Genomic DNA, 17,762 nt, shown 5'->3' on the forward strand with positions numbered 1-17,762 from the left:
AGATGCGTTTAAATACTCTGTCTCCGGCCGAAGGCTCTAAAAAAGCGGTTCGCCGCCTGGGTCGTGGTATCGGTTCTGGCCTCGGTAAAACCGGTGGTCGTGGTCACAAAGGTCAGAAGTCTCGTTCTGGCGGTGGCGTACGTCGCGGTTTCGAGGGTGGTCAGATGCCTCTGTACCGTCGTCTGCCGAAATTCGGCTTCACTTCACGTAAAGCAGCGATTACAGCCGAAGTTCGTCTGTCTGACCTGGCTAAAGTTGAAGGCGGTGTTGTAGACCTGAACACGCTGAAAGCAGCTAACATTATCGGTATCCAGATCGAGTTCGCGAAAGTGATCCTGGCTGGTGAAGTCACTACTCCGGTAACTGTTCGTGGCCTGCGTGTTACTAAAGGCGCTCGTGCTGCTATCGAAGCTGCTGGCGGTAAAATCGAGGAATAAGTAGCAGATGGCTAAACAACCGGGATTAGATTTTCAAAGTGCCAAAGGTGGCTTAGGCGAGCTGAAACGCAGACTGCTGTTTGTAATCGGCGCGCTGATTGTGTTCCGTATTGGCTCTTTCATTCCGATCCCTGGTATTGATGCCGCTGTACTTGCCAAACTGCTTGAGCAACAGCGAGGCACCATCATTGAAATGTTTAACATGTTCTCTGGTGGTGCTCTCAGCCGTGCTTCTATCTTTGCTCTGGGGATCATGCCGTATATTTCGGCGTCGATCATTATCCAGCTGCTGACGGTGGTTCATCCAACGCTGGCAGAAATTAAGAAAGAAGGGGAGTCTGGTCGTCGTAAGATCAGCCAGTACACCCGCTACGGTACTCTGGTGCTGGCAATATTCCAGTCGATCGGTATTGCTACCGGTCTGCCGAATATGCCTGGTATGCAGGGCCTGGTGATGAACCCAGGCTTTGCATTCTATTTCACCGCTGTTGTAAGTCTGGTTACAGGGACGATGTTCCTGATGTGGTTGGGCGAACAGATTACTGAACGTGGTATCGGCAACGGTATCTCAATCATTATCTTCGCCGGTATTGTCGCGGGACTCCCGCCAGCCATTGCCCATACTATCGAGCAAGCGCGTCAAGGCGACCTGCACTTCCTCGTGTTGCTGTTGGTTGCAGTATTAGTATTCGCAGTGACGTTCTTTGTTGTATTTGTTGAGCGTGGTCAACGCCGTATTGTGGTAAACTACGCGAAACGTCAGCAAGGTCGTCGTGTCTATGCTGCACAGAGCACACATTTACCGCTGAAAGTGAATATGGCGGGGGTAATCCCGGCAATCTTCGCTTCCAGTATTATTCTGTTCCCGGCGACCATCGCGTCATGGTTCGGGGGCGGGACTGGTTGGAACTGGCTGACAACAATTTCGCTGTATTTGCAGCCTGGGCAACCGCTTTATGTGTTACTCTATGCGTCTGCAATCATATTCTTCTGTTTCTTCTACACGGCGTTGGTTTTCAACCCGCGTGAAACAGCAGATAACCTGAAGAAGTCCGGTGCATTTGTACCAGGAATTCGTCCGGGAGAGCAAACGGCGAAGTATATCGATAAAGTAATGACCCGCCTGACTTTGGTTGGTGCGCTCTACATTACCTTTATCTGCCTGATCCCGGAGTTCATGCGTGATGCAATGAAAGTACCGTTCTACTTCGGTGGGACCTCACTGCTTATCGTTGTTGTCGTGATTATGGACTTTATGGCTCAAGTGCAAACTCTGATGATGTCAAGTCAGTACGAGTCTGCATTGAAGAAGGCGAATCTGAAAGGCTATGGCCGTTAACAGTCGCCCGAGAAGTTACGGAGAGTAAAAATGAAAGTTCGTGCTTCCGTCAAGAAATTATGCCGTAACTGCAAAATCGTTAAGCGTGATGGTGTCATCCGTGTGATTTGCAGTGCCGAGCCGAAGCATAAACAGCGCCAAGGCTGATTTATTCGCATATTTTTCTTGCAAAGTTGGGTTGAGCTGGCTAGATTAGCCAGCCAATCTTTTGTATGTCTGTGCGTTTCCATTTGAGTATCCTGAAAACGGGCTTTTCAGCATGGTGCGTACATATTAAATAGTAGGAGTGCATAGTGGCCCGTATAGCAGGCATTAACATTCCTGATCAGAAACATGCTGTGATCGCATTAACTTCGATCTACGGCGTCGGCAAGACCCGTTCTAAAGCCATTCTGGCTGCCGCGGGTATCGCTGAAGATGTTAAGATCAGTGAGCTGTCTGAAGAACAAATCGACACGCTGCGTGACGAAGTTGCCAAATTTGTCGTTGAAGGTGATCTGCGCCGTGAAGTTAGCATGAGCATCAAGCGCCTTATGGACCTTGGTTGCTATCGCGGTTTGCGTCATCGTCGTGGTCTCCCGGTTCGCGGTCAGCGTACCAAGACCAACGCACGTACCCGTAAGGGTCCGCGCAAACCGATCAAGAAATAATCGGGGTGATTGAATAATGGCAAAGGCACCAATTCGTGCACGTAAACGTGTAAGAAAACAAGTCTCTGACGGCGTGGCTCATATCCATGCTTCTTTTAACAACACCATCGTTACCATTACTGATCGTCAGGGTAACGCACTGGGTTGGGCAACAGCCGGTGGTTCCGGTTTCCGTGGTTCTCGCAAATCCACTCCGTTTGCAGCTCAGGTTGCAGCAGAGCGTTGCGCTGAAGCCGTAAAAGAATACGGTATCAAGAATCTGGAAGTTATGGTCAAAGGACCGGGTCCAGGTCGCGAATCTACTGTTCGTGCTCTGAACGCCGCTGGTTTCCGCATCACTAATATTACTGATGTGACTCCGATCCCTCATAACGGTTGTCGTCCGCCGAAAAAACGTCGCGTATAACGCTGTCGTTTCTAGGATTGTTGGAGAAAGAAAATGGCAAGATATTTGGGTCCTAAGCTCAAGCTGAGCCGTCGTGAGGGCACTGACTTATTCCTTAAGTCTGGCGTTCGCGCGATCGATACCAAGTGTAAAATTGAACAAGCTCCTGGCCAGCACGGTGCGCGTAAACCGCGTCTGTCTGACTATGGTGTGCAGTTGCGTGAAAAGCAAAAAGTTCGCCGTATCTACGGTGTGCTGGAGCGTCAGTTCCGTAACTACTACAAAGAAGCAGCACGTCTGAAAGGCAACACCGGTGAAAACCTGTTGGGTCTGCTGGAAGGTCGTCTGGACAACGTTGTATACCGTATGGGCTTCGGTGCCACTCGTGCAGAAGCACGTCAGCTGGTCAGCCATAAAGCAATTATGGTAAACGGTCGTGTTGTTAACATCGCTTCTTATCAGGTTAGTCCGAATGACGTTGTTAGCATTCGTGAGAAAGCGAAGAAGCAGTCTCGCGTGAAAGCCGCTCTGGAGCTGGCTGAGCAGCGTGAAAAGCCAACCTGGCTGGAAGTTGATGCTGGCAAGATGGAAGGTACGTTCAAGCGTAAGCCGGAGCGTTCTGATCTGTCTGCGGACATTAACGAACACCTGATCGTCGAGCTTTACTCCAAGTAAAGCTTAGTACCAAAGAGAGGACACAATGCAGGGTTCTGTGACAGAGTTTCTAAAACCGCGCCTGGTAGATATCGAGCAAGTGAGTTCGACGCACGCCAAGGTGACCCTTGAGCCTTTAGAGCGTGGCTTTGGCCATACTTTGGGTAACGCACTGCGCCGTATTCTGCTCTCATCGATGCCGGGTTGCGCGGTGACCGAGGTTGAGATTGATGGTGTACTACATGAGTACAGCACCAAAGAAGGCGTTCAGGAAGATATCCTGGAAATCCTGCTCAACCTGAAAGGGCTGGCGGTGAGAGTTCAGGGTAAAGATGACGTTATTCTTACCTTGAATAAATCTGGCATTGGCCCTGTGACTGCAGCCGACATTACCCATGATGGTGATGTCGAAATCGTCAAGCCACAGCACGTGATCTGCCACCTGACCGATGAGAATGCATCTATTAGCATGCGTATCAAAGTTCAGCGCGGTCGTGGTTATGTGCCGGCTTCTACCCGAATTCATTCGGAAGAAGATGAGCGCCCAATCGGCCGTCTGCTGGTCGACGCATGCTACAGCCCTGTAGAGCGTATTGCCTACAATGTTGAAGCAGCGCGTGTAGAACAGCGTACCGACCTGGACAAGCTGGTCATCGAAATGGAAACCAACGGCACAATCGATCCTGAAGAGGCGATTCGTCGTGCGGCAACCATTCTGGCTGAACAACTGGAAGCTTTCGTTGATTTACGTGATGTACGTCAGCCGGAAGTTAAAGAAGAGAAACCAGAATTCGATCCGATCCTGCTGCGCCCTGTTGACGATCTGGAATTGACTGTCCGCTCTGCTAACTGCCTCAAAGCAGAAGCTATCCACTATATCGGTGATCTGGTACAGCGTACTGAGGTTGAGCTTCTTAAGACGCCTAACCTTGGTAAAAAATCTCTTACCGAGATTAAAGACGTGCTGGCTTCCCGTGGACTGTCTCTGGGCATGCGCCTGGAAAACTGGCCACCGGCAAGCATCGCTGACGAGTAACCGGATCACAGGTTAAGGTTTTACTGAGAAGGATAAGGTCATGCGCCATCGTAAGAGTGGTCGTCAACTGAACCGCAACAGCAGCCATCGCCAGGCTATGTTCCGCAATATGGCAGGTTCACTGGTTCGTCATGAAATCATCAAGACGACTCTGCCGAAAGCGAAAGAGCTGCGTCGCGTAGTTGAGCCGCTGATTACTCTTGCCAAGACTGATAGCGTAGCTAATCGTCGTCTGGCATTCGCCCGTACTCGTGATAACGAGATCGTGGCAAAACTGTTTAACGAACTGGGCCCGCGTTTTGCGAGCCGCGCCGGTGGTTACACTCGCATTCTGAAGTGTGGTTTCCGTGCAGGCGACAACGCGCCGATGGCATACATCGAGCTGGTTGATCGTTCAGAGAAAACAGAAGCTGCTGCAGAGTAATCTGTAGTAACGTAAAAAAACCCGCCTCGGCGGGTTTTTTTATATCCGTCATATCCCCACTTATCTACAATATCTGTACTCTTTTTGTTCATCCCCTGGAGTGTTGTATGTGGTTACTGGACCAGTGGGCAGAGCGCCATATTATTGATGCACAGTCTAAAGGCGAGTTTGATGATTTACCGGGAACGGGCGAACCGATGACTCTTGACGATGACTCCCATGTTCCGCCTGAACTCCGAGCCGGATACCGTTTATTAAAAAATGCAGGTTGCCTTCCTCCTGAGCTCGAGCAACGCAGAGAGGCAATACAGCTGCTTGAAATACTTGCGGGGATCCGCAAAGATGATCCCAGTTATCCTGAGGTGAGCCGAAGACTGTCGCTATTGGAACTTAAACTTCGGCAGGCTGGACTCAGCACCGAGTTTTTGCGCGGTGACTACGCAGATAAGCTGCTAAAAAAGATCAACGATGAATAGCGGAGAGAGCATGTACCGAATTGGTGAAATAGCGAAACTGGCTGACGTTACGCCAGATACTATCCGCTACTATGAAAAGCAGCAGATGATGGAGCATGAAGTGCGTACTGAAGGCGGATTTCGCCTCTATACAGAAAGCGATCTTCAGCGCTTGAAGTTTATTCGTTATGCCCGGCAGCTTGGTTTCACTCTGGAGTCGATCCGTGAATTGCTTTCGATCCGGGTTGATCCCGAACACCATACCTGTCAGGAATCAAAAGGGATCGTCCAGGAAAGACTGCAAGAAGTCGAAGCCCGTATTGCTGAACTTCAGACGATGCAGCGGTCTCTGCAGCGATTGAATGATGCATGCTGCGGCAAGGCACACAGCAGCGTGTACTGCTCTATTCTTGAAGCTCTTGAGCAAGGCGCCAGTGGAACAACATCAGGCTGTTGATTTCTTGAACTGCCAGGTCTACACTCGCGGCGTAAATTACTACAAACTGGAGATATTATGAGTCGTTATCAGCACACCAAAGGGCAGATAAAGGACAACGCCATTGAGGCGCTTCTGCATGACCCACTGTTCAGACAGCGCGTTGAGAAAAATAAGAAAGGGAAAGGAAGTTATCTGCGTAAAGGCAAACATGGCAATCGGGGTAACTGGGAGGCCAGTGGCAAGAAAGTAATTAACTTTTTTACCACTGGCCTTCTTGTTTCAGTGAGTGCTTAAGAGCGGTTATTCTGTTCTTTCAGCAGGTCACGAATTTCACTTAGCAATACTTCTTCTTTCGATGGAGCTGGCGGTGCAGCCGGCTCTTCCGCTTTTTTACGGTTCAGTTTATTGATCAGTTTGATTGCCATAAAGATAGCAAACGCAACAATAATGAAATCGAATACATTCTGAATAAATACACCGTAATGCATGACCACGGCAGGGATGTCTCCCTGTGCATCACGTAGCGTTAAAGCAAACTGTTTAAAATCAATTCCACCAATTAACAGCCCCAGCGGCGGCATAATGATATCGGCAACCAGTGATGAAACAATCTTACCGAATGCCGCACCAATAATGACACCCACTGCCAAATCGACAACATTCCCGCGCATCGCGAATTCGCGAAACTCTTTAATAATGCTCATTTTATTCTCCCTATGCAGCTGACGTTTATAAGTTTAACAAATGTTTAGGCAATTTCCATTTATGTATTGCCGAAAGGAAAATTTATTAGACCATGAAAAATAAAGGGAAATAAAAAAGGCGCTGTATTAGCGCCCAAATTATTACAGGAAGAAAGGACTTGGCTGGAATAGTCGCTCGACGTCGGTAATAAACTTTTTATCTGTCAGGAACATAATTACGTGATCGCCCTGCTCAATGCGCAGGTTATCGTTGGCAATCATGACATCGTTACCACGTACAACGGCGCCAATAATGGTTCCGGGCGGAAGTTTAATTTCATCAATTGAACGCCCTACAACTCTCGACGTCGTTTCATCCCCGTGTGCGACGGCTTCAATGGCTTCCGCGACGCCACGGCGAAGTGAAGAAACGCCAACAATATCAGCTTTACGCACGTGGCTCAGCAGCGCGGAGATGGTCGCCTGCTGCGGTGAAATCGCAATATCGATCACGCTGCCTTGCACCAGATCGACGTATGCTCTGCGCTGGATCAACACCATTACTTTCTTGGCACCCATCCGTTTGGCAAGCATCGCCGACATGATATTTGCTTCATCATCGTTGGTCACTGCGATGAACAGATCGACCTGATCGATATGTTCTTCGGCCAGTAACTCTTGATCCGAAGCATCACCAAAAAAGACGATCGTATTTTGTAGTTTCTCTGCAAGTTCGGATGCGCGTTGTTGATTACGTTCGATCAGTTTGACGCTGTAATCTTTTTCCAGACGACGTGCCAGACCCGCACCGATATTACCACCACCCACTAACATAATGCGTTTGTACGGCTTTTCCAGACGCTGCAGTTCACTCATTACGGCGCGTATATGCTGTGATGCCGCAATAAAGAAGACTTCATCACCCGCTTCAACGATCGTAGAACCTTGCGGACGGATCGGTCGGTCATGACGGAAAATCGCCGCAACGCGGGTATCGATGTGCGGCATATGCTCACGCATTGTTGACAGCGCATTACCGATAAGCGGCCCGCCGTAATAGGCTTTTACTACTGCCAGACTGACTTTACCTTCGGCAAAATTCACCACTTGCAATGCGCCCGGATATTCAATCAGGCGATAAATGCTATCGATAACCAGTTGCTCAGGCGCAATCAGGTGATCGATTGGCACTGCATCGGATTGGAACAGCTTGTCGGCATCGCGAACGTAATCTGGTGAACGAATACGGGCGATGCGATTAGGCGTATTAAACAGTGAATAAGCTACCTGGCAGGCAACCATATTTGTTTCATCTGAGCTGGTTACGGCAACCAGCATATCGGCATCGTCGGCACCGGCTTCACGTAATACGCGGGGATGCGAGCCATGCCCTTGCACGACACGGAGATCAAACTTGTCCTGCAGGCTGCGCAGGCGTTCACCATTGGTATCGACTACCGTGATATCGTTGTTCTCTCCGACCAGGTTTTCAGCCAGCGTACCGCCAACTTGCCCTGCGCCCAGAATGATAATTTTCATCAGTCGCGACCCGTTATCTCATCACTTTTTGATTAGCTTAGCGTAAAAGAAGCCATCGCCATCTTCTGCACCCGGTAAATTCTGACGTCCGGGTTTTTCCTGCGTACCGGTTTCGCTTAATACCGCATCCGGTGTGCGTGCCAGGAAGTCGGCAATTTGCTGCTGGTTCTCTTCTGGCAGGATAGAACACGTTGCATACACTAGCGTGCCGCCAGATTTAAGATGTGACCAGGTAGCGTTCAGGATCTCAGCCTGTAATTGGGCAAGTTCGGCAATATCCCGGTCGCGGCGCAGCCATTTGATATCCGGATGGCGACGGATCACCCCGGTAGCAGAACATGGGGCGTCCAGCAAAATACGGTCAAACAGTTGTTCACCGCACCACTGCTGTGGATAGCGGCCATCTCCCTGTTTTACGGTTGCCTTCATGCCCAGACGTTTCAGATTGTCGTAAACGCGCGATAAGCGTTTTTCATCCACATCGACGGCCATGACGTTAGCTAGCGGAGCAACTTCCAGAATGTGAGTGGTTTTACCGCCCGGCGCACAGCACAGGTCGAGGATCTGCTCACCGTCCTCCGGCAACAGATAATTTACGCATCCTTGAGCGGAAGCATCCTGAACGGTGACCCAACCTTCGTCAAAACCAGGGAGGGCGTGAACTGGAGCCGGTGTTTCCAGACGCACTGCATCCGGGTAGTCTGGATGCGGGAAACCTGTCAAACCCGCTTCGGTAAGCAGGTCTAGCCAGGCGTCGCGAGTATGGTGATTACGATTGACTCGTAGCCACATCGGCGGTCGCTGGTTATTGGCTTCAATAATGGCTTCCCACTGCTGCGGATACGCACTCTTAATACGTTTCACCAGCCAGGAGGGGTGTAAGAAGCGCAAATCGCTTTGCGCAAACTCGGCCAGCAGTTCATCCTGACGGCGTTGAAACTGGCGCAGTACGCCGTTGATCAGCCCTTTCAGCTGTGGACGCTTAATAACGACCGCGCCTTCTACGGTCTCAGCCAACGCAGCGTGCGCTGGAATACGAGTATGCAACAGTTGATAGAAGCCCACCATGATCAGGTAGTGAACGGTGCGCTGTTTGCCCGTCATTGGACGTTCCATCAGTTGCTGGATCATCCACTCCAGTTGAGAGAGTGTACGCAATACGCCGAAGCAAAGTTCCTGTAACAGCGCTTTGTCTTTATCGGCAACTTTTTGCTGCATGGCGGGCAGCACGTTACTTAGTGATTGTCCTTTCTCGACAACCTGTTCGACGGCCTGGGCCGCCATACTGCGTAAATTAAGATGTTTTTTCATAAGCGCAAAAATAAAAATGCCCGGAGACACCGGGCTTAAAGAGATGAACCGTCAGGCCAGACGGTTTCCGGGCACGAACCACTCCCGGCGCGAATTAAGCAGATCCTGCGCGCTCATGGCTTTTTTACCGGCAGGCTGCAAAGAGATAAGATTCAGAATGCCGTCGCCTGTTGCGACCTGGATACCCTGCTTTGTCGCCTCTAAAATGGTGCCTGGCTCGGCCTGGGTGTTTACAGCAATAACCGAAGCTTGCCAGACTTTCACTGGCTGACCATCGATTTCAAGCCAGCTCATTGGCCAGGGGTTAAAGGCGCGGATGCAGCGTTCCAATTGAACAGCCGAAAGCGACCAGTCGATACGGGCCTCTTCTTTGCTGAGTTTTTCTGCATGCGTAACCAGTGATTCGTCTTGTACCACCGGTTTTATTGTGCCGGCAGCCAGCTGTTTTAGCGTTTCAATCAGCCCCTGAGGCCCCAGTTCTGCCAGCTTGTCATATAACGAACCGCTGGTATCTTCTGCCGTAATTGGGCAGGACAGCTTTAGCAGCATATCACCGGTGTCGAGGCCAACATCCATCTGCATGATGGTAACACCGGTTTCGGCGTCGCCTGCCCACAGTGAGCGCTGGATCGGTGCTGCACCCCGCCAGCGCGGAAGCAGGGAACCGTGAACGTTGATACAACCCAGGCGCGGCATTTCCAGTACGGCTTTTGGCAGGATCAGGCCATATGCCACCACCACCATCACGTCTGCGTGTAAATCAGCAACCAGTTGCTGGTTTTCCTGAGGGCGAAGAGAGACGGGTTGAAAGACCGGTATCCCTTTTTCTTCTGCCAGCACTTTTACCGGGCTGGGCATCAGCTTTTTACCGCGTCCCGCCGGGCGGTCCGGTTGGGTAAACACGCCAACGACGTTATGTCCAGAAGACAGCAGCGCGTCGAGATGACGCGCTGCAAAGTCAGGTGTACCCGCAAAAATAATACGTAGTGAGTCTGACACGTTGATCCTTGTCCTTAAGCTCGGGCGTTCAGGCGGTCGAGTTTTTCAACTTTCTGACGAATGCGTTGTTGCTTCAACGGAGACAGATAATCGATAAATAGTTTACCGACCAGGTGATCCATTTCATGTTGAATGCAGATAGCGAGCAGGCCATCGGCTTCCAGTTCAAAAGATTTGCCGTCGCGATCGAGCGCACGAATTTTTACTTTCTCTGCACGCGGTACTAACGCACGCTGTTCAGGAATAGACAGACAGCCTTCTTCAATGCCGGTTTCGCCGTCTTTTTCCAGCAGTTCTGGGTTAATGAGTACCAACTGCTCATCGCGATTTTCAGAGACATCAATAACAATGATGCGCTGATGAATATCGACCTGTGTTGCTGCCAGACCGATACCTTCTTCGGCGTACATCGTTTCGAACATATCATCAACGATACGCTGAATTTCTGCATTCACTTCTTCAACCGGTTTTGCGACTTTGCGAAGGCGCTCGTCCGGAATATGTAACACTTGCAAAACTGACATAGTTATCCAGAGTTGAGTTCAGGAGTTGAAAAGATTATTACCTCTATTCTAGACAAAACCCCCTCTGATTGACAGCATCAGTGACCAATCGCAAAGATTGCCAGGACTGCTTGTGGCAGGGGAACAGGGATGACCCAAATCGAAATTTGGCTACGTTTAGCGCAAGTGAATGAACTGTATGGTGATGAGATAGTGCGCGTTGCTCACTGGCTCAATACTCAACCGTGCATTAACAACGCGGTACTCTTGCAGGCAGGATTCTCTCCACGCCAGGCAAGACGCTTTTTAACCTTTTCAGATCTGACGCTGGAAAAAACGCTGCGCTGGCTTGAACAGCCTAACCACCATTTTGTGGTTGCCGACAGCGAGCATTATCCGCCACAGCTCCGTGCGATTGAGGATTATCCTGGGGTGCTTTTTGTGGCAGGAGCTCCCGCATGCCTCCACTCATTTCAAGTTGCCGTTGTCGGTAGTCGACAACATTCATGGTATGGCGAACGCTGGGGACGGTTGTTTTGTGAAAAGCTTGCTGCATGTGGGGTGACGATCACCAGCGGTCTGGCCCGGGGGATTGATGGCGTGGCGCACAATGCTGCGATAAACCGACAAGGCACAAGTATTGCGGTGCTGGGAAATGGACTTGAGACCATTCATCCACGACAGCATATCCGTCTTGCGGAGCGACTTATTGAGGCTGGGGGCGCACTGGTGTCTGAGTTCCCATTAGATATGCTCCCTTTGCCGCGCAATTTTCCCCGACGAAATCGCATTATCAGTGGTCTAAGTAAAGGTGTACTGGTTGTCGAAGCTGCACAGCGTAGCGGGTCGCTGGTTACTGCTCGCTGTGCAATTGAACAAGGGCGGGAGGTGTTTGCTTTACCTGGGCCGATTGGGAGCCCGGGAAGTGAAGGCCCGCATTGGCTTATTCAGCAGGGAGCCATGCTTGTGACGACACCAGAGGAAATTCTTGAAAATTTGCAATATGGGCTGCAATGGTTGCCAGATGAACCTGAAAAATCAATTTATTCGCCAGATCACGAAGAGGTGGCATTGCCATTTCCGGAGCTCCTGGCTAACGTAGGAGATGAGGTAACACCTGTTGACGTCGTCGCTGAACGTGCCGGCCAACCTGTGCCAGAGGTAGTGGCTCAACTGCTCGAACTGGAGTTAGCAGGGTGGATCGCAGCTGTACCCGGCGGCTATGTCCGATTGAGGAGGGCATGCCATGTTCGACGTACTAATGTATTTGTTTGAGACATATATCCATAACGAAGCTGAGCTGCGTGTGGATCAGGACAAACTGGAACGGGATCTTACCGACGCTGGTTTTGATCGTGAAGACATTTACAACGCGTTACTTTGGCTGGAGAAGCTTGCTGACTATCAGGATGGTCTTGCTGAACCTATGCAGCTGGCATCGGACCCTCTTTCTATACGTATTTATACTGCGGAAGAGTGCGACCGACTGGATGCAAGCTGTAGAGGATTCCTGCTATTCCTGGAGCAGATTCAGGTGCTAAACCTCGAAACGCGAGAAATGGTTATTGAGCGCGTACTCGCGCTAGATACGGCAGAGTTCGATCTGGAAGACCTGAAGTGGGTGATTCTGATGGTGCTATTCAACATTCCAGGTTGTGAAAATGCCTATCAGCAAATGGAAGAATTACTCTTTGAAGTGAATGAAGGTATGCTGCATTAATCAATCTTCATTCAGTATGAGTTGTTATGGCTAAATCAGCACTGTTCACGGTGCGTAAAAACGAGCCCTGCCCACAATGCGGGGCTGAACTGGTTATTCGTTCCGGGAAACACGGTCCGTTTCTCGGTTGTTCACACTATCCAGAATGCGATTACATCCGTCCGCTGAAATCTTCCGCGGACGGACATGTAGTCAAAGTTCTGGAGGGTAAGCTTTGTCCTGCATGTGGCGCTGAGCTGGTGCTGAGACAGGGACGATTCGGTATGTTTATTGGATGCAGTGACTATCCTGCGTGCGATCACACCGAGCTCATCGACAAGCCTGATGAAACAGCAATAGTCTGTCCTCAATGCCAGACTGGTCATCTTGTCCAGCGGCGTTCCCGTTATGGCAAAACCTTTTACTCCTGCGATCGCTATCCGGAGTGCCAGTTTGTCATTAACTTCAAACCGTTAGCCGGAGAATGTCCTGAGTGTCATTATCCGCTTCTCATCGAAAAGAAAACCGCGCAGGGTGTGAAGCATTTCTGTGCCAGTAAACAATGTGGAAAGCCGATTTCGGCGGAATAAAAAAGTGAATAATAGCCTGCCCACAGACGCTATCGCTGCGGCGATAGCGGTTCTGAAACAAGAAAAAGTCATCGCCTATCCAACTGAAGCTGTATTTGGTGTCGGCTGCGACCCCGATAGCGAAACGGCTGTAACCCGTTTGTTGGCGCTAAAACAACGTCCGGTCGATAAAGGGTTAATTTTAATCGCGTCAAACTTTGAACAACTTAAACCATATATCGACGATAGCATGCTCACCGATGCTCAACGTGACGCTGTTTTCGCCCGTTGGCCTGGTCCTGTTACCTTCGTTTTCCCAGCGCTTGCGACAACGCCACGCTGGTTGACCGGGCGCTTTGATTCTCTGGCTGTTCGCGTCACCGATCACCCGCTGGTGGTTGCGTTGTGCCAGGCTTATGGCAAACCGTTAGTTTCTACCAGTGCTAATTTGAGTGGCTTACCGCCTTGCAGAACGGTAGATGAAGTTCGCGCACAGTTCGGTACAGACTTTCCCGTGGTTGAAGGGGAGACCGGGGGGCGTTTGAATCCTTCGGAGATCCGTGATGCTCTGACAGGTGAACAGTTTCGACAGGGGTAATATGAAAGAAGCCTATGCTGTTTTTGGTAATCCGATAGCGCACAGTAAATCGCCCTTTATTCATCAGCAATTTGCAGAGCAGCTGAAGATTGATCACTCCTATGGGCGTGTACTGGCGCCTATCAATGATTTTGTGAATACGCTGAACGCTTTTTTTGCTGAGGGCGGGAAGGGGGCAAATGTCACCGTGCCTTTTAAAGAAGAGGCATTTGCACGTGCCGATGAACTAACGGAGCGGGCATCGCTTGCTGGAGCCGTCAATACCCTTAAACGGCTGGAGGATGGACGTTTACTGGGAGACAACACGGATGGTATCGGCTTGTTGAGCGATCTTGAGCGTTTATCTTTTATTCGTCCCGGATCGCGAGTTCTGTTGATTGGTGCGGGTGGTGCATCCCGTGGAGTTTTATTACCTCTTCTTTCTATGGATTGTGCGGTGACTATTGTTAACCGTACCGCTTCGCGCGCTGAAGAACTGGCACAAATCTTCTCCCATACCGGCAGCGTACAGGCGGTAGGAATGGACGAGCTTGATAATTACAGTTTTGATCTAATTATTAACGCGACATCCAGCGGAATTAGCGGTGAGATACCGGCTATTCCGACATCTCTTATTCACCCATCTGTCTATTGTTATGACATGTTTTATCAGAAAGGAGATACACCGTTCCTCTCCTGGTGTGCCGAACATGGGGCGAAACAATATGCTGATGGCCTGGGTATGCTGGTGGGGCAAGCAGCGCACGCCGTTTTACTCTGGCATGGGGTTTTGCCGCAGATTGAACCCGTCATTAAAAGCATGCAGCAGGAATTGTCGGCATGAATCAGGCGATCCAGTTTCCCGATCGAGAAGAATGGCGCACGGATGTCAACGCCGTTGTGTTTCCGGCGATGGTTCATGGTATGCAGTTAACATGTGCCATCTCTGGAGAGATGCTGGCGTCCCGCTTTGGCGGCGACACGCCTGAACAGTGGTTGGAAATCTTTCAACAGCATCGCTGGGATCTGGAAGAAGAAGCTGAAGGATTGATCCAGGCCCAGCAGGAAGATGCTCAAGGTTGGGTTTGGTTACTCTGACTTAAATATTCATCTTTCCACTTAACATAGTTGTTAGCTGAATATTGTAAGCCTGCTTTCTCTTCATCGCTTAATGGACGGATTTGTTTAACCGGGCTTCCCAGGTACAGATACCCGCTTTCCAGGCGTTTGTTTTGGGGAACCAGGCTCCCAGCCCCAATCATAACGTCGTCTTCTACTACCACGCCATCCAGCAGAATCGAACCCATGCCGACTAATACTCGGTTGCCAATGATGCAGCCGTGTAGCATGACCTTGTGACCGACCGTTACATCCTCACCCACGATCAATGGATTACCCTGCGGATTAGACGTGGATTTATGTGTGACATGGAGAACGCTGCCGTCCTGAATGTTTGTACGGGCACCAATTTGTACATAGTTAACGTCGCCACGAATGGCAACCAGTGGCCAAATTCCGACATCATCAGCCAAACGGGCATCACCAATGACGACACTGCTGGTGTCGATCATTACGCGATTTCCGATCTGTGGGAAAAGATCCTTATAAGGACGCAGTACATCAGACATGTTTACCTCAACGAAAATAGAGCAGTAATGAAGACTTTGGTTGGATTATTGAGACTGTGCAAGTGGTTTAGCTATCAAAAATCAGCCAAATTGCGCAGGAATGTAGCGAAAGGAGTGAAAAACAAGCATTCAGAAAAAAAGATCCAAAAAATACTTGTGCTAAAAAATGGGATCCCTATAATGCGCCTCCATCGACACGGCGGATGTGAATCACTTCACGCAAACAGCCGGTTCGGTTGAAGAGAAAAACCTGAAAATGAGGGTTGACTCTGAAAGAGGAAAGCGTAATATACGCCACCTCGCGACAGAGCGCTAAAGCGCGTCGCAACTGCTCTTTAACAATTTATCAGACAATCTGTGTGGGCACTCGAAGATACGGATTCTTAACGTCGCAAGACGAAAAATGAATACCAAGTCTCAACGAGTGAACACGTAATTCATTACGAAGTTTAATTCATTGAGCATCAAACTTTTAAATTGAAGAGTTTGATCATGGCTCAGATTGAACGCTGGCGGCAGGCCTAACACATGCAAGTCGAACGGTAGCACAGAGGAGCTTGCTCCTTGGGTGACGAGTGGCGGACGGGTGAGTAATGTCTGGGAAACTGCCCGATGGAGGGGGATAACTACTGGAAACGGTAGCTAATACCGCATAACGTCGCAAGACCAAAGAGGGGGACCTTCGGGCCTCTTGCCATTGGATGTGCCCAGATGGGATTAGCTAGTAGGTGGGGTAACGGCTCACCTAGGCGACGATCCCTAGCTGGTCTGAGAGGATGACCAGCCACACTGGAACTGAGACACGGTCCAGACTCCTACGGGAGGCAGCAGTGGGGAATATTGCACAATGGGCGCAAGCCTGATGCAGCCATGCCGCGTGTATGAAGAAGGCCTTCGGGTTGTAAAGTACTTTCAGCGAGGAGGAAGGTGTTGTGGTTAATAACCGCAGCAATTGACGTTACTCGCAGAAGAAGCACCGGCTAACTCCGTGCCAGCAGCCGCGGTAATACGGAGGGTGCAAGCGTTAATCGGAATTACTGGGCGTAAAGCGCACGCAGGCGGTCTGTCAAGTCGGATGTGAAATCCCCGGGCTCAACCTGGGAACTGCATCCGAAACTGGCAGGCTAGAGTCTTGTAGAGGGGGGTAGAATTCCAGGTGTAGCGGTGAAATGCGTAGAGATCTGGAGGAATACCGGTGGCGAAGGCGGCCCCCTGGACAAAGACTGACGCTCAGGTGCGAAAGCGTGGGGAGCAAACAGGATTAGATACCCTGGTAGTCCACGCCGTAAACGATGTCGACTTGGAGGTTGTGCCCTTGAGGCGTGGCTTCCGGAGCTAACGCGTTAAGTCGACCGCCTGGGGAGTACGGCCGCAAGGTTAAAACTCAAATGAATTGACGGGGGCCCGCACAAGCGGTGGAGCATGTGGTTTAATTCGATGCAACGCGAAGAACCTTACCTACTCTTGACATCCAGAGAACTTAGCAGAGATGCTTTGGTGCCTTCGGGAACTCTGAGACAGGTGCTGCATGGCTGTCGTCAGCTCGTGTTGTGAAATGTTGGGTTAAGTCCCGCAACGAGCGCAACCCTTATCCTTTGTTGCCAGCGGTTCGGCCGGGAACTCAAAGGAGACTGCCAGTGATAAACTGGAGGAAGGTGGGGATGACGTCAAGTCATCATGGCCCTTACGAGTAGGGCTACACACGTGCTACAATGGCATATACAAAGAGAAGCGACCTCGCGAGAGCAAGCGGACCTCATAAAGTATGTCGTAGTCCGGATTGGAGTCTGCAACTCGACTCCATGAAGTCGGAATCGCTAGTAATCGTGGATCAGAATGCCACGGTGAATACGTTCCCGGGCCTTGTACACACCGCCCGTCACACCATGGGAGTGGGTTGCAAAAGAAGTAGGTAGCTTAACCTTCGGGAGGGCGCTTACCACTTTGTGATTCATGACTGGGGTGAAGTCGTAACAAGGTAACCGTAGGGGAACCTGCGGTTGGATCACCTCCTTACCTTAAAGAAACGTTCTTTGTAGTGCTCACACAGATTGTCTGATGAAAATTAGCAGTAAGAAAATCTCTGCAGGCTTGTAGCTCAGGTGGTTAGAGCGCACCCCTGATAAGGGTGAGGTCGGTGGTTCAAGTCCACTCAGGCCTACCAAATTCGCCTCCGTGCTGTGTTACGGCGATGCTCGCATACTTCAGTATGCTTCGCACCACCGCGCCTTGCCCGGAAACGAATTAGGGTACAGAGATTAGCATTCTACGATGGGGTTATAGCTCAGCTGGGAGAGCGCCTGCCTTGCACGCAGGAGGTCTGCGGTTCGATCCCGCATAGCTCCACCATCTCTTACTGCAAAAACACAAGAAAACTTCAGAGTGTACCTGAAAAGGTTCACTGCGAAGTTTTGCTCTTTAAAAATCTGGATCAA

At 50.4% G+C, this 17,762-nt stretch carries 23 protein-coding genes, 2 tRNA genes and 1 rRNA gene; 20 read left to right on the forward strand and 6 right to left on the reverse strand.

Annotated elements, in window-relative coordinates:
* Positions 1–2 precede the first annotated feature (2 nt).
* The 11 genes from rplO to arfA all read left to right on the forward strand — a co-directional run bounded on the left by rplO (position 3) and on the right by arfA (position 6,113).
* Positions 3–437, forward strand: coding sequence for a 50S ribosomal protein L15 (rplO, locus tag SK35_RS02190; RefSeq protein WP_048215424.1), 435 nt, complete (start codon positions 3–5; stop codon positions 435–437).
* Positions 438–444: 7 nt separating this feature from the next.
* Positions 445–1,776, forward strand: a complete 1,332-nt coding sequence (secY, locus tag SK35_RS02195) for a preprotein translocase subunit SecY (RefSeq protein ID WP_001118864.1) — start codon at positions 445–447, stop codon at positions 1,774–1,776.
* A 30-nt stretch (positions 1,777–1,806) separates the two neighbouring features.
* The gene (rpmJ, locus tag SK35_RS02200) at positions 1,807–1,923 is read left to right on the forward strand and encodes a 50S ribosomal protein L36 (protein ID WP_000868187.1); all 117 of its coding nucleotides are present in this window, start codon (positions 1,807–1,809) and stop codon (positions 1,921–1,923) included.
* A 146-nt stretch (positions 1,924–2,069) separates the two neighbouring features.
* A complete protein-coding gene (gene rpsM, locus SK35_RS02205; protein WP_003031135.1) occupies positions 2,070–2,426 on the forward strand; it encodes a 30S ribosomal protein S13 in 357 nt (118 codons plus the stop codon).
* Between the two features lie 16 nt (positions 2,427–2,442).
* A complete protein-coding gene (gene rpsK, locus SK35_RS02210; RefSeq protein WP_003031137.1) occupies positions 2,443–2,832 on the forward strand; it encodes a 30S ribosomal protein S11 in 390 nt (129 codons plus the stop codon).
* 33 nt (positions 2,833–2,865) lie between these two features.
* Positions 2,866–3,486 carry a 30S ribosomal protein S4 gene (gene rpsD / locus SK35_RS02215; RefSeq protein WP_003031138.1) on the forward strand — a complete coding sequence of 207 codons (621 nt, stop codon included), beginning with the start codon at positions 2,866–2,868 and terminating at the stop codon, positions 3,484–3,486.
* 25 nt (positions 3,487–3,511) lie between these two features.
* A complete protein-coding gene (locus SK35_RS02220) occupies positions 3,512–4,501 on the forward strand; it encodes a DNA-directed RNA polymerase subunit alpha (protein ID WP_003031139.1) in 990 nt (329 codons plus the stop codon).
* Between the two features lie 40 nt (positions 4,502–4,541).
* A complete protein-coding gene (gene rplQ, locus SK35_RS02225; protein ID WP_001216370.1) occupies positions 4,542–4,925 on the forward strand; it encodes a 50S ribosomal protein L17 in 384 nt (127 codons plus the stop codon).
* Between the two features lie 107 nt (positions 4,926–5,032).
* The gene (locus SK35_RS02230; protein ID WP_048215425.1) at positions 5,033–5,401 is read left to right on the forward strand and encodes a DUF1992 domain-containing protein; all 369 of its coding nucleotides are present in this window, start codon (positions 5,033–5,035) and stop codon (positions 5,399–5,401) included.
* 10 nt (positions 5,402–5,411) lie between these two features.
* Positions 5,412–5,837, forward strand: coding sequence for a Zn(2+)-responsive transcriptional regulator (zntR, locus tag SK35_RS02235; RefSeq protein ID WP_003031145.1), 426 nt, complete (start codon positions 5,412–5,414; stop codon positions 5,835–5,837).
* A 57-nt stretch (positions 5,838–5,894) separates the two neighbouring features.
* Positions 5,895–6,113: an alternative ribosome-rescue factor ArfA gene (gene arfA / locus SK35_RS02240; RefSeq protein ID WP_003828276.1), complete on the forward strand. Its 219-nt coding sequence runs from the start codon at positions 5,895–5,897 to the stop codon at positions 6,111–6,113.
* Here arfA and mscL read toward each other — a convergent pair.
* The 5 genes from mscL to def all read right to left on the reverse strand — a co-directional run bounded on the left by mscL (position 6,110) and on the right by def (position 10,875).
* Positions 6,110–6,523: a large-conductance mechanosensitive channel protein MscL gene (mscL, locus tag SK35_RS02245; protein WP_003031152.1), complete on the reverse strand. Its 414-nt coding sequence runs from the start codon at positions 6,521–6,523 to the stop codon at positions 6,110–6,112. The two genes, arfA and mscL, sit on opposite strands and share 4 nt — an antisense overlap.
* Positions 6,524–6,664: 141 nt before the next feature.
* Positions 6,665–8,041: a Trk system potassium transporter TrkA gene (trkA, locus tag SK35_RS02250; RefSeq protein ID WP_003031153.1), complete on the reverse strand. Its 1,377-nt coding sequence runs from the start codon at positions 8,039–8,041 to the stop codon at positions 6,665–6,667.
* 21 nt (positions 8,042–8,062) lie between these two features.
* Positions 8,063–9,352, reverse strand: a complete 1,290-nt coding sequence (gene rsmB, locus SK35_RS02255; RefSeq protein WP_048215426.1) for a 16S rRNA (cytosine(967)-C(5))-methyltransferase RsmB — start codon at positions 9,350–9,352, stop codon at positions 8,063–8,065.
* 51 nt (positions 9,353–9,403) lie between these two features.
* Complete coding sequence (fmt, locus tag SK35_RS02260; protein ID WP_048215427.1) at positions 9,404–10,351, reverse strand: methionyl-tRNA formyltransferase; 948 nt, start codon at positions 10,349–10,351, stop codon at positions 9,404–9,406.
* Positions 10,352–10,365: 14 nt separating this feature from the next.
* Positions 10,366–10,875, reverse strand: coding sequence for a peptide deformylase (gene def, locus SK35_RS02265; RefSeq protein ID WP_003828283.1), 510 nt, complete (start codon positions 10,873–10,875; stop codon positions 10,366–10,368).
* Positions 10,876–11,004: 129 nt separating this feature from the next.
* On the opposite strand from def, the gene dprA reads away from it, so the two are divergent.
* The 6 genes from dprA to SK35_RS02295 are packed head-to-tail and all read left to right on the forward strand — an operon-like array spanning position 11,005 to position 14,797.
* Positions 11,005–12,129 (forward strand): DNA-protecting protein DprA, encoded by a 1,125-nt coding sequence (gene dprA / locus SK35_RS02270; protein WP_048215428.1) that lies wholly within the window; start codon positions 11,005–11,007, stop codon positions 12,127–12,129.
* Positions 12,101–12,574, forward strand: a complete 474-nt coding sequence (gene smg / locus SK35_RS02275) for a DUF494 family protein Smg (RefSeq protein WP_003031162.1) — start codon at positions 12,101–12,103, stop codon at positions 12,572–12,574. The genes dprA and smg overlap by 29 nt, the downstream gene beginning before the upstream one ends.
* Positions 12,575–12,600: 26 nt before the next feature.
* Positions 12,601–13,143, forward strand: a complete 543-nt coding sequence (locus SK35_RS02280; protein ID WP_008786284.1) for a DNA topoisomerase family protein — start codon at positions 12,601–12,603, stop codon at positions 13,141–13,143.
* Positions 13,144–13,147: 4 nt separating this feature from the next.
* A complete protein-coding gene (tsaC, locus tag SK35_RS02285; RefSeq protein ID WP_048215429.1) occupies positions 13,148–13,720 on the forward strand; it encodes an L-threonylcarbamoyladenylate synthase type 1 TsaC in 573 nt (190 codons plus the stop codon).
* Between the two features lies 1 nt (position 13,721).
* Complete coding sequence (gene aroE / locus SK35_RS02290) at positions 13,722–14,543, forward strand: shikimate dehydrogenase (RefSeq protein WP_048215430.1); 822 nt, start codon at positions 13,722–13,724, stop codon at positions 14,541–14,543.
* The gene (locus SK35_RS02295; protein WP_008786281.1) at positions 14,540–14,797 is read left to right on the forward strand and encodes a DUF1488 domain-containing protein; all 258 of its coding nucleotides are present in this window, start codon (positions 14,540–14,542) and stop codon (positions 14,795–14,797) included. Before aroE ends, SK35_RS02295 begins: the two co-directional genes overlap by 4 nt.
* Here SK35_RS02295 and SK35_RS02300 read toward each other — a convergent pair.
* Entirely contained in the window at positions 14,773–15,327 is a 555-nt protein-coding gene (locus SK35_RS02300) for a gamma carbonic anhydrase family protein (RefSeq protein ID WP_048215431.1), read from the reverse strand. The two genes, SK35_RS02295 and SK35_RS02300, sit on opposite strands and share 25 nt — an antisense overlap.
* 474 nt (positions 15,328–15,801) lie before the next feature.
* Here SK35_RS02300 and SK35_RS02305 point away from each other — a divergent pair.
* The 3 genes from SK35_RS02305 (at position 15,802) to SK35_RS02315 (ending at position 17,676) form a co-directional block, all read left to right on the forward strand.
* Positions 15,802–17,343, forward strand: a 16S ribosomal RNA gene (locus tag SK35_RS02305).
* Positions 17,344–17,414: 71 nt separating this feature from the next.
* Positions 17,415–17,491, forward strand: a tRNA-Ile gene (locus SK35_RS02310).
* A 109-nt stretch (positions 17,492–17,600) separates the two neighbouring features.
* Positions 17,601–17,676 (forward strand) — tRNA-Ala (locus tag SK35_RS02315).
* Positions 17,677–17,762 lie beyond the last annotated feature (86 nt).

The organism is Citrobacter sp. MGH105, from assembly GCF_001037485.2.
Taxonomy (GTDB): domain Bacteria; phylum Pseudomonadota; class Gammaproteobacteria; order Enterobacterales; family Enterobacteriaceae; genus Citrobacter; species Citrobacter portucalensis.

Excerpts from the sequence above, each read along its gene's own strand:
- SK35_RS02295 (WP_008786281.1), top strand. The coding sequence starts at position 14,540 with ATGAATCAGGCGATCCAGTTTCCCGATCGAGAAGAATGGCGCACGGAT.
- rpsD (WP_003031138.1), top strand. The coding sequence starts at position 2,866 with ATGGCAAGATATTTGGGTCCTAAGCTCAAGCTGAGCCGTCGTGAGGGC.
- trkA (WP_003031153.1), bottom strand. The coding sequence starts at position 8,041 with ATGAAAATTATCATTCTGGGCGCAGGGCAAGTTGGCGGTACGCTGGCT.
- SK35_RS02220 (WP_003031139.1), top strand. The coding sequence starts at position 3,512 with ATGCAGGGTTCTGTGACAGAGTTTCTAAAACCGCGCCTGGTAGATATC.
- SK35_RS02300 (WP_048215431.1), bottom strand. The coding sequence starts at position 15,327 with ATGTCTGATGTACTGCGTCCTTATAAGGATCTTTTCCCACAGATCGGA.
- arfA (WP_003828276.1), top strand. The coding sequence starts at position 5,895 with ATGAGTCGTTATCAGCACACCAAAGGGCAGATAAAGGACAACGCCATT.
- rplO (WP_048215424.1), top strand. The coding sequence starts at position 3 with ATGCGTTTAAATACTCTGTCTCCGGCCGAAGGCTCTAAAAAAGCGGTT.
- SK35_RS02230 (WP_048215425.1), top strand. The coding sequence starts at position 5,033 with ATGTGGTTACTGGACCAGTGGGCAGAGCGCCATATTATTGATGCACAG.
- rpmJ (WP_000868187.1), top strand. The coding sequence starts at position 1,807 with ATGAAAGTTCGTGCTTCCGTCAAGAAATTATGCCGTAACTGCAAAATC.
- def (WP_003828283.1), bottom strand. The coding sequence starts at position 10,875 with ATGTCAGTTTTGCAAGTGTTACATATTCCGGACGAGCGCCTTCGCAAA.
- smg (WP_003031162.1), top strand. The coding sequence starts at position 12,101 with ATGTTCGACGTACTAATGTATTTGTTTGAGACATATATCCATAACGAA.
- aroE (WP_048215430.1), top strand. The coding sequence starts at position 13,722 with ATGAAAGAAGCCTATGCTGTTTTTGGTAATCCGATAGCGCACAGTAAA.
- rpsK (WP_003031137.1), top strand. The coding sequence starts at position 2,443 with ATGGCAAAGGCACCAATTCGTGCACGTAAACGTGTAAGAAAACAAGTC.
- rplQ (WP_001216370.1), top strand. The coding sequence starts at position 4,542 with ATGCGCCATCGTAAGAGTGGTCGTCAACTGAACCGCAACAGCAGCCAT.
- zntR (WP_003031145.1), top strand. The coding sequence starts at position 5,412 with ATGTACCGAATTGGTGAAATAGCGAAACTGGCTGACGTTACGCCAGAT.
- secY (WP_001118864.1), top strand. The coding sequence starts at position 445 with ATGGCTAAACAACCGGGATTAGATTTTCAAAGTGCCAAAGGTGGCTTA.
- SK35_RS02280 (WP_008786284.1), top strand. The coding sequence starts at position 12,601 with ATGGCTAAATCAGCACTGTTCACGGTGCGTAAAAACGAGCCCTGCCCA.
- dprA (WP_048215428.1), top strand. The coding sequence starts at position 11,005 with ATGACCCAAATCGAAATTTGGCTACGTTTAGCGCAAGTGAATGAACTG.
- mscL (WP_003031152.1), bottom strand. The coding sequence starts at position 6,523 with ATGAGCATTATTAAAGAGTTTCGCGAATTCGCGATGCGCGGGAATGTT.
- rsmB (WP_048215426.1), bottom strand. The coding sequence starts at position 9,352 with ATGAAAAAACATCTTAATTTACGCAGTATGGCGGCCCAGGCCGTCGAA.